The organism is Enemella evansiae (genome assembly GCF_004362375.1).
GTDB classification, from domain to species: domain Bacteria; phylum Actinomycetota; class Actinomycetes; order Propionibacteriales; family Propionibacteriaceae; genus Enemella; species Enemella evansiae.
Window position 1 is genome coordinate 218,438 of the sequence record NZ_SNXA01000011.1, and the last position, 14,051, is coordinate 232,488.

General features: G+C 69.8%; 12 protein-coding genes. 5 read left to right on the forward strand and 7 right to left on the reverse strand.

The features are described 5' to 3' along the window. Nucleotide 1: 1 nt before the first annotated feature. The 6 genes from C8D81_RS15665 to hppD form a co-directional block, all read right to left on the reverse strand. Nucleotides 2–403: a VOC family protein gene (locus C8D81_RS15665; RefSeq protein WP_094432226.1), complete on the reverse strand. Its 402-nt coding sequence runs from the start codon at nt 401–403 to the stop codon at nt 2–4. 4 nt (nt 404–407) lie between these two features. Continuing rightward, nucleotides 408–1,220 (reverse strand): helix-turn-helix domain-containing protein, encoded by an 813-nt coding sequence (locus C8D81_RS15670; RefSeq protein WP_094432228.1) that lies wholly within the window; start codon nt 1,218–1,220, stop codon nt 408–410. Nucleotides 1,221–1,256: 36 nt separating this feature from the next. Next, nucleotides 1,257–3,428 (reverse strand): 4-alpha-glucanotransferase, encoded by a 2,172-nt coding sequence (gene malQ / locus C8D81_RS15675; protein WP_133626388.1) that lies wholly within the window; start codon nt 3,426–3,428, stop codon nt 1,257–1,259. A 4-nt stretch (nt 3,429–3,432) separates the two neighbouring features. Next, nucleotides 3,433–4,293: an RDD family protein gene (locus tag C8D81_RS15680; RefSeq protein ID WP_094432232.1), complete on the reverse strand. Its 861-nt coding sequence runs from the start codon at nt 4,291–4,293 to the stop codon at nt 3,433–3,435. A 28-nt stretch (nt 4,294–4,321) separates the two neighbouring features. Beyond that, nucleotides 4,322–5,326: a DUF2332 domain-containing protein gene (locus C8D81_RS15685; protein WP_094432234.1), complete on the reverse strand. Its 1,005-nt coding sequence runs from the start codon at nt 5,324–5,326 to the stop codon at nt 4,322–4,324. A 243-nt stretch (nt 5,327–5,569) separates the two neighbouring features. Next, nucleotides 5,570–6,784 (reverse strand): 4-hydroxyphenylpyruvate dioxygenase, encoded by a 1,215-nt coding sequence (hppD, locus tag C8D81_RS15690; RefSeq protein ID WP_133626389.1) that lies wholly within the window; start codon nt 6,782–6,784, stop codon nt 5,570–5,572. 102 nt (nt 6,785–6,886) lie between these two features. Here hppD and C8D81_RS15695 point away from each other — a divergent pair, with 102 nt between their 5' ends. The 5 genes from C8D81_RS15695 to hutG all read left to right on the forward strand — a co-directional run bounded on the left by C8D81_RS15695 (nt 6,887) and on the right by hutG (nt 12,218). Then, nucleotides 6,887–7,372: an Lrp/AsnC family transcriptional regulator gene (locus C8D81_RS15695; protein ID WP_229118129.1), complete on the forward strand. Its 486-nt coding sequence runs from the start codon at nt 6,887–6,889 to the stop codon at nt 7,370–7,372. Nucleotides 7,373–7,375: 3 nt separating this feature from the next. Beyond that, a complete protein-coding gene (locus tag C8D81_RS15700) occupies nt 7,376–8,662 on the forward strand; it encodes a sulfatase family protein (RefSeq protein ID WP_094432236.1) in 1,287 nt (428 codons plus the stop codon). 126 nt (nt 8,663–8,788) lie between these two features. Continuing rightward, nucleotides 8,789–10,096: an ABC transporter substrate-binding protein gene (locus tag C8D81_RS15705; protein WP_094355794.1), complete on the forward strand. Its 1,308-nt coding sequence runs from the start codon at nt 8,789–8,791 to the stop codon at nt 10,094–10,096. 55 nt (nt 10,097–10,151) lie between these two features. Next, on the forward strand, nt 10,152–11,255 hold the full coding sequence (locus C8D81_RS15710; RefSeq protein ID WP_094432238.1) for a serine/threonine-protein kinase: 1,104 nt from the start codon (nt 10,152–10,154) through the stop codon (nt 11,253–11,255). Between the two features lie 18 nt (nt 11,256–11,273). After that, nucleotides 11,274–12,218 carry a formimidoylglutamase gene (gene hutG, locus C8D81_RS15715; protein WP_094432240.1) on the forward strand — a complete coding sequence of 315 codons (945 nt, stop codon included), beginning with the start codon at nt 11,274–11,276 and terminating at the stop codon, nt 12,216–12,218. On the opposite strand, the gene C8D81_RS15720 is transcribed toward hutG, so the two are convergent. Then, on the reverse strand, nt 12,219–14,024 hold the full coding sequence (locus C8D81_RS15720) for a DEAD/DEAH box helicase (RefSeq protein WP_094428671.1): 1,806 nt from the start codon (nt 14,022–14,024) through the stop codon (nt 12,219–12,221). It lies immediately after the preceding gene. Between the last annotated feature and the right edge of the window lie 27 nt (nt 14,025–14,051).

The following is a 14,051-nucleotide window of genomic DNA, read 5'->3' on the forward strand; positions in this document are numbered from 1 at the left end:
CTCACTCGCCCGGATAGGAGCCGATGCTCCACTCGTTGCCCTCCGGGTCACGCACCGTCGAACCACGGCCGCCGTAGTCCATGTCCTCGGGTTCGCGGATGCTGGTCCCACCGGCGGCGAGGGCGCGGGCGTGCACCCGGTCCACCTCGGCGTCGGTGTCGACCACCAGATAGACCCCGCCGGTGCCGACCCGCGAGTCCTTCGCATGCTCGGAATCGGGGCGTACCGAACCGGCCATCAGGCCGCCGTTGTCGCGCCAGCGGAACTGCGAGTGTTCGACCCGGGTGGGATCGGACTCGTCGCGGACCACGAGCACCTCGACGAAGCCGAGCTCGGTGAGGAAGGCGGCACCGGTGTCGAAGTCGCGATAGATCACCGAGGGGAACAATTGTGGCTTTGGCATGTCATCAGCGTGCTTCCTGGGTGCGCGGATCGTCTTGAAGGATTGGGAAGTCATCGGCCAGCGAGCGCCGCGGTGACAGGCCGCAGAGTTCGGACCATTCCCGGCTCAGGTGCGCCTGGTCGCTGAAACCGAAGCGGTACGCGGCTTCCGCCAGGGCGAGTCCGGCCCGGACCGCGCCGCGGGCACGATCGAAACGGGCCACCCGGGCGAGTTGCTTCGGGGGGAGGCCGAACTCCTGGCGGCAGCGGTTCTGCAGTTGCCGTCGGGACCAGCCCACCTCGGCGGCGACGGCCTCGATCCGCGCCCCGGGGCGTCCCAGCAGGTGCCAGGCATGGTCGAGTTCGGCCGGGACGGTGCTGACCCGGTCACCGGCGCGGGAGAGCAGCTGCGCCTCGAGCAGGTCGAATCGGGTCTCCCAATCGGTCGCGCCGGCGATCCGGTCGTGCACCGCGGTCGGTACGCCGAGCTCGGCAGCACCCGTGAGATCGTTCGCCAGCGCACCGATCGGCGTCCCGAAGAAGCTCCGGAACCCCTGTGGCGTAAGCGAAAGCTGGATGCCGCACTGGCGGCCGTGGGTATGCACCAGGGACGGTCTGGTGTGCAGCCCGGCGACCATGAACCAGTTCTGCTCGGAGCGGCCGGGATCGTGGGCCCAGCCGACATCGATGGGTTCGGCGAAGGCGAGGATCACCGTCGCCCCGGGCGAGGGCACCCCGAAGTGCACCGCCCGTGGGTCGGTGATCAGGTCGTAGCCGACCATCGGCCCGGCGAGCAGGCCCCGCAGACCCGGATGCACCGGGCGTACGCCCCCAGCCATGCCTGCAGTCTAGAACCTGGCGCTCCTCGAGGTGCGTCAGGATTCGCCGTTGATGCCCTCGTCCATCAGCCTGCAGGCGGCCGCGGCCCGGTCGCTGGTGAACACGTCCTCGAGCAGCATCGGCTCACCGTCGGGGCCGGTGAGCGGGACCCGCCAGTTCGGGTACTCGTTGGTGGTGCCCGGCTGGTTCTGGGTGCGGCGGTCGCCGACGGCGTCGGTGAGGGACAGGTTCAGCATCCGGGAGCGGGTGAGCAGCAGGAAGCGGTGCAGCGCCAGCACCACCGCGGCGGGGTCCTTCGTGCCGTCCTCGTCGGCGTCGATCAGACCGTGGCGGTGCAGCACCTTCATCCATTGCTCCCGCTCACCACGGTCGTGCTCCAGCTCCTGATCCAGCGAGTCGGTGAGCAGCCCGAGCCGGTGTCGCAACCGGACATGATCGCCGGCCAGGTAGCCGAGTGTCGGCGGCAGATCGTGGGTGGTCACCGAGGCCAGACAGTATTCGCGCCATTCGTCCGGTTCGTAGGGGCGCCCGCCGGGGACCTCCCAGTCCTGTTCGAACCAGAGGATCGAGGTGCCCAGGATCCCGCGCGCCGAGAGGTAGTCACGGACCCACGGTTCGACTGTGCCGAGATCCTCCCCGACGACCAGAGCACCGGCCCGATGTGCTTCCAGGGCGAGGATTCCGATCATCGCCTCGTGGTCGTAACGCACGTAGGTGCCCATCGTCGCGGGCAGCCCGAGCGGCACCCACCAGAGCCGGAACAGGCCGATGATGTGGTCCACCCGGATGCCGCCGGCGTGCCGCAGGATTCCGGCGACCATGTCGCGGAACGGCCGGTACGCCAACTCCACCAGGCGATCGGGACGCAGCGGCGGCTGCCCCCAGTCCTGCCCGCGCTGGGTGAACTGGTCCGGCGGTGCGCCGACCGAGACCGATCCCGCGAAAGCGGAACCGAGCGCCCAGGCGTCCGCCCCGGCGGGGTTCACCCCGACCGCGAGGTCGTGCACGATGCCGAGCTCCATGCCCGCCTCGACAGCAGCGGCCTGCGCGGTGCGGAACTGTTCGTCCAGGCACCACTGCAGCCACTGATGGAACTCGATCTCCTCGTCATTCTCGTCCCGGAATCGTTGCACCGCAGAGGTTTCCGGGCTCTGGTACTCCTCCGGCCACTGCCGCCAGTCGGGGCCGAGGGCGAGGCTCAGCGCGCTCCAGGTGGCGAAGTCGAGCAGCCCCTGACCCTCCCGGTCACGATAGGCCGCGAAGGCGTACTCCCGACCGGGTCGTCGACCGGCGGCGTGCACCAGCCGCAGGGCGGGCTCCTTGGCCAACCAGACCTGGTTGCGGTCGATCGCGTCCAGCTCAACGACGCGGCGCTGCACCTGGTCGAACAGGCCGCGGATCCGGGCCCGCTCACCGGGCTGCAGGTCGGCGTACTCGGCGATCGCCTCCACCCGCAGATAGATCGGGTTGAAGAACCGCCGGCTGGTCGGCAGATACGGGGAGGGCTCCATCGGCACCTGCGGTTCGGCCGCGTGCATCGGGTTCACCAGCACGTATCCGGCCCGGTATTGGCTCGCCGACCAGACGGCCAGATCGGTGAGATCGGTCAGGTCGCCGATCCCCCACGATCCGTTCGACCGCACGCTGTAGAGCTGGGTCGCCAACCCCCAGGTGCGCCGTTTTCCCAGACTGGCGGGAAATCCGAGGAACTTCGGGGTGACGATCAGCGTGCCGGTGGCATCCAGCTCACCGGAATCGGCGCGCAGCGTGTGATAACCCAGCGGCAGATCCGCGGGCAGTGCGAAGCTCGCCTCGCCGAGCAGCTGGCCGTCGATCTCGCGGTCGGGTTCCCAGTTCTCGAGCTGGACCAGCTCGCGCGTCGTGCCGTCCTCCAGCTCGAGGCGCACCGTGACCGGATCGCCGGCCGGTACGTGCGCGACGACCTCACGCAGATCGCCCTCGGTGAGGACCAGACAGGACGGCAGCATCCGTCGCCAGCCGGCGTTCCGATGCTCGGCGAGCGCGGCCTCCGGATCGCTCACCTCGACACCGAGTGCGGTGAGCACCGCGGTCAGGGTCTCGGCGGCGACGGTGGTGGGCCGATCCTTCCAGTCCAGGAATTCGGTGGCGACGCCGTGGGCGGCCGCCAGCGCGGCGAGGGCGGGAGCTGGGCTGGCCGCACCCTCGGGGGTGTCCGATCCGCTCACGGCCTCAGCGCTCCCGGACGACCTGGGTGCGGGCCGGCTTGTCGTGCAGCGCCTGCCGGTTCCGGTCCCAGAGCGGGAAGAGATAGTCGAGCAGGCCGAGCAGCGGGACCAGACCCATCAGCTGGGTGACCAGCGGGCGGATCACCGCGGTCCCCCAGCGCAGACCGCGGGGGCTGCGGCCCTGCCCGAGGGGCACCACCCGCAACCCGGTGGCGAGCTTGCCCAGGGTCGCGCCGCGGGAGCGCAGCATCAGCGCCTGGTAGACGATGAAGGCGACCAGGGTCAGGGCCTGCACGGCGACCATCTGCGGGGTGACGATCAGCTGGACCACCTGGCCCAGGTCGAGCTGGGTGCCGGTGGTCATCACCTCGGTGAGGTAGGCCTCGTAGGCACTCATCGACCGGGAGATGGCCGCATTCAACCCGGTCACCTGGGCGATCCCGTTGGTGACCAGGGAGAGCAGCATCCAGTCGATCACGAAGGCCAGCAGGCGCCAGCCCCAACTGGCCAACGGCACTCCGTCGGCCGTGGTGGCCATCGGTCCCGGGCGGCCGTATGCGGGCTGCATGCCTTGACCGGGTTGGCCGTAGGGGGCCTGACCGTAGCCACCCGGCTGCTGCCCATACCCCTGCTGGCCATAACCCTGCTGGCCATGACCCTGCTGACCGTACCCGGGTTGCTGGCCGTACGCGCCCGGCTGGGCGGCAGGCGCCGACTGCTCCATCGGGCGGGTGTTCCGGGTCCACTGCCAGCCGTCCCAGTAGCGCTCCTGACCATCGCGCGCGGGGTCGGGATACCAGCCACCGGGGGCCGCGTGCCGACCGGGGGGCGCGGGCGGGCTGCCTACCGGGATCTCGTCGCTCACGGGGCCAGTGTAGGGGCCGGGTGGCTGGTCACAGCCAGCTCAGGTACTGCCCGTGCGGGCCGGTCCGGGCCAGCGGTACGCCGTCGCGGGACAGCACGAACGAGGGCGGCCCGTCCCAGGCGGGCGCCCGCTCGCCGACCCCCGGGACCACCCGCTCCCCCTCGTTGGCGATCCACTGCACGCCCAGCCCTTCGACCAGGTCGAGATAGCGCTGCCGGTCCTCGCGCTGCAGATAGGCCAGCACCGCCGACCCGAAGACGACCACGGTGGCACCGGCGGGAGCTCGCTCGACCAACCCGGGGAGTTCGGCGAGCAGGTCCCCGCGGACGCGGGTGACGGGTACGCCGGCAGCGGTGTCGAGGGCGGTCGCGAGTCGCTGCTCGCGCTCGGGCTGATCCGGCCAGACCAGCGCACGCAGCCAGCGGGCGTCCTCGGCGTCGGCGGGGTCGAGCGGGTTGAGGTCGATCCCGGCCCGCCAGACGATCTCCGGCATCGTCTCGGGCAGCGGCGGCTTCGACTCGCACTGCTGCCCGGTGTCGATGCGGCAGGTCAGCTCGGGGGCACCGTCACCGAGGGTGTGCACCCCGCCATCGGGCAGCAGCCAGCGATAGGCGTACCGATCGGGGACCAGACAGAGCCCCGCCGACATGCCGATCTCGATCAGGGCGAGCGGCCCGGGCAGATCGGCCAACGCGGGCAGCAGGGGGGCGCAGCGGCCGGGCTCGTTGGTCTGCGTGCCGCGGGTCAGGATCACCTGTTCGAGCGCGGGCCAGTGGTCACCGACCCAGTCGAGCAGCGCGCCACCCGGTTCGGTCGGCGCGTCGAGGAATCGCAATCCCCCAAGGAAAAGATTGGGCTGCCGCTTGGTCCCGGGCAACTTGTCGAGACGCTCCCGCAGCGGTTCGGCGGCCGGGTCGGTGGCGATCCATTCGCAGAGCCGCTGCCAGGTCGGTGACGAACCCACCGCCTCCTCGGCGAACCAGGCGTACAGCTCCGCGATGGCCGCGTCGGCGTAGAAATGCGATCCCTTCATGGCCGCACCCTAGCCCGCGGACCCGCCCGAGGACCGGTGCAAGTACCACCGCTGAGCGACATCGGTGAAACCACCCACAGTGGCGTGAAACCCCCACTGCAGTGGGGGTTTCACGCACCGGAGGGTGGTTTCACGCAGGGCTTCGACTCGCTCGTACCCCGCTCGCCCAACCGCCGCGCAACTCAACTCGACTCGCGCGGCATTGCTCCGCTTCGCTGCGCATGCCGCACTACGCGATGAGCGTCAGGCGTCGTAGTCGGAGAGGTTGCCGCGCTTCTCCTGGTCACGCTCGATGGCCTCGAAGAGGGCCTTGAAGTTGCCCTTGCCGAAGCCCAGCGAACCGTGCCGCTCGATCAGCTCGAAGAAGACCGTCGGGCGGTCGCCGGAGTTGGTGGTGAAGATCTGCAGCAGGTAGCCGTCCTCGTCGCGGTCGACCAGGATGCCGCGCTTCTGCAACTCCTCGATCGGCACCCGGACCTCACCGATCCGCTCCCGCAGCTCCGGGTCTTCGTAGTAGGAATCCGGGGTCTGCAGGAACTCGACGCCCTGGGCGCGCATGTAGTCGACGGTGGCCAGGATGTCGTTGGTGGCCAGCGCCAGGTGCTGCGGGCCGGCACCGTCATAGAACTCCAGGTACTCATCGATCTGCGACTTCTTCTTCGCCACCGCCGGCTCGTTGAGCGGGAACTTGACCCGGTGGTTGCCGTTGGCGACGACCTTGCTCATCAGCGCGGAGTAGTCGGTGGCGATGTCGTCGCCGATGAACTCGGCCATGTTGGTGAAGCCCATCACCTTGTTGTAGAACTCCACCCACTCGTCCATCTTGCCGAGTTCGACGTTGCCGACGATGTGGTCCAGCGCCTGGAAGATCCGCTTCGGCGCACCCTCGGGCTTGCGGTAGGTCGAGGTCTTCTCGACATAACCCGGCAGGTAGACGCCGTTGTAGTCCTTGCGGTCCACCAGGGTGTGCACGGTGTCGCCGTACGCCTGGATGGTCGCCATCCGGACGGTGCCGTGCTCATCGCTCAGATCGTGCGGCTCGACCAGGATGATGGCACCGACCTTGCGGGCGTGCTCGATGCACTTGTCCACATCGGGCACGGTCAGCGAGATGTCCTGGACACCGTCGCCGTGCTTGCGGTGGTGCTCGGCCAGCGGCGAGTCGGGAGCGACGACGCCCTTGAGCACGAACTTGATCGCGCCGGACTTCAGCACGTACGCCTTGTGGTCGCGTACGCCCTGCTCCGGGCCCTGGTAGCCGATCAGCTCCATGCCGTAGGCGGTCTGGAAGTAGTGGGCGGCCTGGGTGGCATTGCCCACCACCCACACCATGGCGTCCCAGCCGGTCACCGGGAACGGGTCGGAGTCGGCGTCGTACTCGACCAGACCGACGAGCTGTCGGAGCTGGGACAGGTCAAGCTCGGCGAGGCGTTCTTCATTGGTCAGCAGGTCAGTCATGAAGTAGATGCTGCGAATCGGCAACAATCTGCGCAAGCGATGCTCATCCAGGTGTACATTCTGACCAATTAGCGGGAGTCAGTGTGGACCCTAGGAGACAACGTGACCAGCGTCACTCACCCGATAGACGAACTGGACCGTCGCATTCTCGCGCTGTTCGCGGCCGAGCCGCGGCTCGGCGTCCTGGAGGCCAGCCGGCGGCTCCGGGTGGCCCGCGGCACGGTGCAGGCCCGGTTGGAACGGATGCAGTCCAACGGAGTGATCACCGACTGGGCACCCACGGTGTCCCCGCAGGCCCTCGGCTACCGGGTGACCGCCTTCGTCACCTGCGAGATCGACCAGGGCGCCGGCCGGCGCCGGGTCGCCGAGCATCTGGAGTCGATCCCCGAGGTGCTGGAGTGCTGGACGATCACCGGTGACGGTGACCTGTGGGTGCGGGTGGTGGCCCGCTCGAACGCCGACGTGCAGCGGGTGATCGACCAGATGCACACCGATGCCGGGGTGCTGCGCACCTCGACCCTGATCGGGCTGGAACGCGAGTTCGGGCACCGCACCGGACCACTCGTGCAGCACACCGGTAAGGATTGACCCGTGCAACGACCCAACATCATCTACTTCCACACCCACGACACCGGCCGCTACATCGCCCCCTATGGTCACGCGGTGCCGACCCCGAACCTGCAGCGCCTGGCCGGCGACGGCGTCGTCTTCCGGCAGGCGTACGCCGCAGCGCCCACCTGCTCCCCCAGCCGCGCCGCCCTGCTCACCGGCCAGGCACCGCACACCGCGGGGATGCTCGGGCTGGCGCACCGCGGATTCGGACTGCACGACAACGGCCAGCACCTGCTGCACACGCTGCGGGCCGCCGGCTACCACACCGCGATGGTCGGCCAGCAGCACGTGTCCGCCGATCCGCACACCCTCGGTTACGACGAGGTCTTCGACACCGAGGACGTGCGCGCCGACTGGGTGCTGCCGCCCGCCGAGGCGTACCTGGCCCGCGAGCACGACCGGCCGTTCTTCCTGTCGATCGGCCTGGTGGAGACCCACACCCATCCGATCGACGGGCAGTTGTTCGGCTACCCGCCGGATGACGAGCGCTGGGTGGCGCCCGCCCCCACGGTCGCCGACGGGCCCGCCACCCGCGCCGACATGGCCGGCTTCCACGCCTCCGCCCGGGTCGCCGATGCCGCACTCGGCCGGGTGCTGGCCGCGCTCGACGCCGCCGGCCTGACCGAGAACACGCTGATCATCGTCACCACCGACCACGGCATCCCACTGCCCGGGATGAAGGGCACACTGAGCGACCGGGGCACCGGGGTGATGCTGCTGCTGCGCGGCCCGGGCTTCCGCGGAGGCCGGGTCTGCGACGCGCTGGTCTCCCAGATCGACATCTTCCCCACCCTCTGCGAGCTGCTCGGGATCGAGGTGCCCGACTGGGTGCAGGGCCGCTCCTTCCTCGGCGTGCTCGACGGCGGTGAGATCAACGAGGAGGTGTATTCCGAGCTGACCTGGCACGTCGCCTACGACCCGCAGCGCGCGATCCGCACCCGGCGCTGGAAATACGTGCAGCGGTTCAGCACCCGCGGGCTGCCGACCCCGGCCAACACCGACGACTCACCGAGCAAGGAGAGCTGGCTGGCGGCGGATTGGCCGGATCGGGAGCGGCCGTTCGCCGAGCTCTACGATCTGGCCCTCGACCCCGGTGAGGGCACCAACCTGGCCGGCCTGCCGGCGTACGCCGAGATCGAGACCGAGCTGCGGCAGCGGCTCGCGGCCTGGATGCGGCGTACCGACGACCCGTTGCTCGCCGGTCCCGTCCCGGCACCCGAGGGTTTCTGGGTCGATCCGGACCAGGTCAGCGCCCAGGTCGTCTGAGCGCGGATAGGTCGGGCCGGCCGCGGGTACCGGTGGGATGAGGGGACCACCCGCTGGACACGGTCGCGCACCGTCCGCGCGGCACTACCATCTGGTCACCTGATCGACGACGTATCTGGAGGTCCAATGTCGAACCCGTACGTGCGCATCGGCTCCGCCGCTGCCGCGGCCCTGCTGCTGCTGACCGCCGCCGCCTGTTCCAACAACAGTTCGCCGAGTTCCTCCGGCCCCGCGCCGGCCGACTTCTCCGAGCGCGGGCCGATCAGCTTCGTGGTCGGCAAGGACACCACCGGCAACATGCAGAAGGAGTTGGACACCTGGAACGCCAGGAATCCCAACGAGAAGGTGACGCTGGTCGAGTTGCCCGATTCGGCCGATCAGCAGCGCAACGTGATGCTGCAGGCCTTCCAGACCAAGAACCCCGACTACGCCGTGCTCGGCACCGACATCATCTGGACCGCCGAGTTCGCCGCGAACCAGTGGATCACCGAACTCGATCCGGCCCAGTTCGAGTTGGACGCGATGCTGGCGCCCGCGGTCGAGACCGGCAAGTACCGCAACAAGCTGTACGCCGTGCCGCAGGTCACCAACGGCGCGCTTCTCTATTACCGCAAGGATCTGCTGGACGCGGTGGGCGCCAAGCCGCCGACCACGATGGATGAGCTGAAGCAGATCTGCGCCCAGGTGAAGGCGACTCCGCAGGGGGCCGGGCTGGACTGCTACGGCGGCCAGTTCAACAAGTACGAGGGCCTCACGGTGAACTTCCAGGAGGCCGTCGGCGGCTCCGGCGGCCAGCTCGTGGACAGCGCCGGCACCAAGGCGATGGTGAACACCCCGCAGGCCACCCAGGGTCTGCAGTGGATGGTCGACTCCTTCAACGACGGCACGATTCCCCGGGCCGCGATGACCTGGAAGGAGGAGGAGAGCCGGCAGGCGTTCCAGAGCGGCAAGCTGGTCTTCATGCGCAACTGGCCGCACGTCTACTCGCTCGCCTCCAAGACCGACGGGTCCTCCCAGGTCGCCGGCAAGTTCGATGTCACCAAGATCCCGGCCCTGCCCGGTGGTTCCACCGGGGTGTCCAGCCTCGGCGGTCAGAATCTGGCGGTGAGCCAGTTCGGCCGGAACAAGGGCACCGCGGTCGACTTCATCAAGTACATGACCTCGAACGAGACGATGCAGCAGCGCACCCTGGCCACCTCCCGGGCCGCGGCGCGGGCATCGATCTACACCGATCCGGTGATCACCGAGAAGCTGAACTACATGCCGACGCTGCTCGATTCGTTGAAGACCGCGCAGCCGCGGCCGGTGGTGGTCAAGTACGGCGATGTCACCGTGGCCATCCAGGATTCCGTCTATGGCGCCCTGCAGGGGCAGAAGAAGCCGGATCAGGCGCTGACCGAGCTGCAGACGAGGTTGGACACGCTGATCAAGTGATCGCTGCCCCTCACCGAGGGGTGCCGGACCGGCGATACGTCACAATGTCTTCACCATGGAGACAGTAGGCCGCTATCGCTTGGTCCGGCGCATCGGCGCCGGGTCCTTCGCGACGGTCTGGCTGGGCCGCGACGACGATCTCGACGTCGATGTCGCGGTGAAGATCCTGGCCGACAACTGGGCGGGCAACGACAATGTGCGCAACCGCTTCTTGGCCGAGGCCCGGTTGATGCGCCGGATCCGCGATCCCCGGGTGGTGCGGGTCTATGACATCGGGTCGCTGCCCGACGGCCGCCCCTACTTCGTGATGGACCACTGCGATGCCGGGTCGCTGCAGGATCTGCGCCGGGAACCGACCGATCCGGCGACCGCACTGCATCTGTGCGCGGAGGCCTGCCGCGCGCTGGCGGTGGTGCACCGGGCCCAGGTGGTGCATCGCGACGTCACCCCGGGCAATCTGCTGCTGGATCGCTCCTCCGGGTCGCTGCGGGTGATGCTCGCCGATCTCGGGGTGGCCAAGGAGATGGTCGAGCAGGCCGGGGCGACGATGACCGCCGGCACCCCGGCGTACATGGCCCCCGAGCAGGCGACCGGTGATCCGCTCGGGCCGCGCAGCGATCTGTACGCGATGGCGTGCGTCACCTATGCGGTGCTGACCGGGCAGCCGCCGTTCCCGGTCCGCTCGGTGCAGGATCTGTTGCGGCGCCCGCCGGGTACGATGCCGCCGCTGCTGTCCCCGGTGCTCGGTACGCCGCCGCGGCTCGACGAGGTGCTGATCGCCGCCCTCTCCTTCGACCCGGCACTGCGTCCGCCGAGCGCGGAGATCATGGCCGAGGAACTCGACCGGGCCGCCGCCCAGCTGCCGATGCCGGAGCGGATCCAGAGCACCCAGGTGCGCCCCCGGCTGGCCGGCCCGCTGCCGGATGGTCAGCTGCCGAGTGGCCCGCCGCCGCACTGGCCGCACTCGGCGTCCATCCCGCCGACCCCGACCAGCCTGCCGCCGACCACCCATCCCTCGGGGATCAGCCAGGTGCACGGCCCGCTGCCGGTGGCAGAGGAGGACGACACCCCGCTGTGGCAGCACTGGACCCTGGTCGGGCTGATCGCCCTGCTGGTCTTCCTCGGGGTGATCGCACTGACGATCGTCGCCCTGGGCTGAGGCCCTAGAGTCCCTTGCATGACAGCGATTCCCGAACCGCTCACCCCCGCCGAATCCTGGACCGGCCGCGACGACGGCCCCGGCACCGGGCCGCGCTGGCACCAGGTCGTGACGGTCGGTGCGGATGCCGGGTCGGGACCGGTGCTGATCGGCTTCCGCAGTGATGAGGGGGTGCGCCGCAACCGGGGCCGCCCGGGTGCGGCCGACGGCCCCGCTGCCCTGCGCCGCGCGCTGGCCCCGCTCGCGGTGCCCGAGGGACTGACGATCACCGATCTCGGCGACGTGGTCGTCGACACCGATCTGGAAACCGGCCAACGGGGGCTCGGCGCCCATACCGGATCGGCGCTGGGCGCGCACCGCCCGGTGGTGGTGCTCGGCGGCGGCCACGAGGTGGCCCGTGCCAGCTATCTGGGCCTGCGGGCGGGCGGGCGGCTGGACGGCCGCCGGCTCGGCGTACTCAATCTCGATGCGCACTTCGATCTGCGTCGGGCTGAGCGGGCGACCTCAGGCACCCCGTTCCGGCAGATCGCCGAGGACGAGCACCGTGCCGGCCGGCGGCTGGACTATCTGGTGCTGGGGATCGCGCGCTCGGCCAACACCAGCGACCTGTTCGCGACCGCGGACCGGATCGGTGCCGAGTACCGCCTGGACGTCGACTGCCAGCAGACCGACCAGGCAGCGATCGCTGAGCAGGTCGGCGGCTTCCTGGACCGGGTGGACGTGGTGCACCTGACCGTCGATCTGGACTGTCTGCCGGCCGCGGTCGCACCCGGAGTGAGCGCCCCGGCCGGCCTCGGCATCCCGCTGACGGTCCTGCTCCAGGTGGTCGCCCAGGTCGCCCGCAGCGGCCGGTTGGCGCTGCTGGACATCGCCGAACTGAACCCGCTGTTCGACCAGGATTCCCGGACCGCGCGGACCGCGGCCCGGATCATCCACGAGGTGGTGACGAACTGGGCGGAGTGATCAGCTCTTCCGACTGATCGCCCACTCGCGGATCAGGTCGATCCGCTGCTGCAGCTGATCCTCGTCGGCGGCGGCGGTCGGCGGGCCGCCGGTGGCCTCGCGGAGCTGGGTGTGGATCACCCCGTGCGGCTGGTTGGTGCGGTGGTGCCAGGCGCCGACCAGGCCGTTGAGCTCCTTGCGCAGGTCGCGGAGTCGGCGGTGGGTGGCCTGCCCGACGGCCCGTTGCTGCTGCTCACCACCGGCGGCCGAGGCGCGGCTGAAGTGCTCGTGCTGGCGGCGCTGCAGCAGGTCGCGGACCTGGTCGGGTTCCAGCAGTCCGGGGATGCCGAGATAGTCCTGCTCCTCGGCGGAGCCGGCCATCGCCTGCAGGCCGAAGTCGGCGCCGTCGAAAACCACCTTGTCGAAGTCGGCCTCGCTGGCCAGCGCGGTGAACTCGCCCTGCTCCTCGACCAGCTCGCTGGAGGCCTCTTCCTCGCGCTGCGCCTCGGCGAGCATCAGCTCCTCCTCGTTGTCCGCGCCCCCGGAGATCTTCAACACGTGGTCGCGCTGCACCTCCATGTCGGCGGCATAGCGCAGCAGATTCGACACACTGGGCACGAACACCGAGGCGGTCTCGCCGCGGGTCCGGGCGCGGACGAACCGGCCGACCGCCTGGGCGAAGAACAGCGGGGTCATCGTGGTGGTGGCGTACACCCCGACCGCCAGCCGCGGCACGTCGACCCCCTCGGAGACCATCCGGACCGCGACCATCCAGCGTTCGTCGGACTCGGCGAACTTCGAGATCTTCTTGCTCGCACCGGCCTCGTCGGAGAGCACCACGGTGGGCTGCTTGCCGGTGATCCGCTTCAGGATGGCGGCGTACGCCCGGGCGCGTTCCTGGTCGGTGGCGATCACCAGTCCCCCGGCGTCCGGGACGTGCCGGCGCACCTCGCTCAACCGGGTGTCCGCGGCCTGCAGCACCGCCGGGATCCAGGCGCCCTGCGGGTCCAGCGCGGTCCGCAGGGCCTGGGATTCCAGGTCCTTGGTGAGCGGGGTCCCGAGCCGGGCGGCGACCTCCTCCCCCGCGCGGGTCTTCCAGCTCATGTCACCGGAATAGGACAGGAACAGCACCGGGCGCACGATGTGGTCGGCGAGCGCCTCCCCATAGCCGTAGGAATAGTCGGCGACCGAGCGCAGCCCACCCCGGCCGTCGGGTTCGTAACGCACGAAGGGAATCGGGTTGGTATCGGAGCGGAACGGGGTGCCGGTCAGCATCAGCCGGCGGCGGGCCGGATCGAAGGCCTCACGCACCGATTCGCCCCAGCTGAGCGCGTCGCCGGCATGGTGCACCTCGTCCAGGATCACCAGCGTGTTCGCCTGCTCGACCCGGATCCGCAGCGCCAGCGGATTGGTGGCCACACCGGCGTAGGTCAGCGCGAACCCGTCGAACTCGCGGGAGCTCTTCCCCTGCTTGCTGCCGAAGTTCGGGTCGATGTTGATGCCGACCCGGTGCGCGGCCTCGGCCCACTGGGTCTTCAGGTGCTCGGTCGGGGCGACCACGATGATCCGCTGGATCACCCGGCGCTGCAGCAGGTCGGCGGCCAGGGTGAGCGCGAAGGAGGTCTTGCCCGCACCCGGGGTGGCGACGGCGAGGAAGTCCCGCGGATTCTCCTCGCGATACTTCGCCAGCGCCGCGGCCTGCCAGGCGCGCAGCGTCTTGACCGTGCCCCAGGCGGCCTTCTGCGGGAACGCCGGGGAGAGGCCCTTGGCCTGCAGATCAGGGACATCGCTGTCGCTGAACAGGTCGGGCTCACTCACTGGCCCCATGTTAGAGCCGCTCCCCCAACCAACTCG

Excerpts from the sequence above, each read along its gene's own strand:
- C8D81_RS15685 (WP_094432234.1), bottom strand. The coding sequence starts at position 5,326 with ATGAAGGGATCGCATTTCTACGCCGACGCGGCCATCGCGGAGCTGTAC.
- hppD (WP_133626389.1), bottom strand. The coding sequence starts at position 6,784 with ATGACTGACCTGCTGACCAATGAAGAACGCCTCGCCGAGCTTGACCTG.
- C8D81_RS15710 (WP_094432238.1), top strand. The coding sequence starts at position 10,152 with ATGGAGACAGTAGGCCGCTATCGCTTGGTCCGGCGCATCGGCGCCGGG.
- C8D81_RS15720 (WP_094428671.1), bottom strand. The coding sequence starts at position 14,024 with ATGGGGCCAGTGAGTGAGCCCGACCTGTTCAGCGACAGCGATGTCCCT.
- C8D81_RS15670 (WP_094432228.1), bottom strand. The coding sequence starts at position 1,220 with ATGGCTGGGGGCGTACGCCCGGTGCATCCGGGTCTGCGGGGCCTGCTC.
- C8D81_RS15665 (WP_094432226.1), bottom strand. The coding sequence starts at position 403 with ATGCCAAAGCCACAATTGTTCCCCTCGGTGATCTATCGCGACTTCGAC.
- C8D81_RS15705 (WP_094355794.1), top strand. The coding sequence starts at position 8,789 with ATGTCGAACCCGTACGTGCGCATCGGCTCCGCCGCTGCCGCGGCCCTG.
- hutG (WP_094432240.1), top strand. The coding sequence starts at position 11,274 with ATGACAGCGATTCCCGAACCGCTCACCCCCGCCGAATCCTGGACCGGC.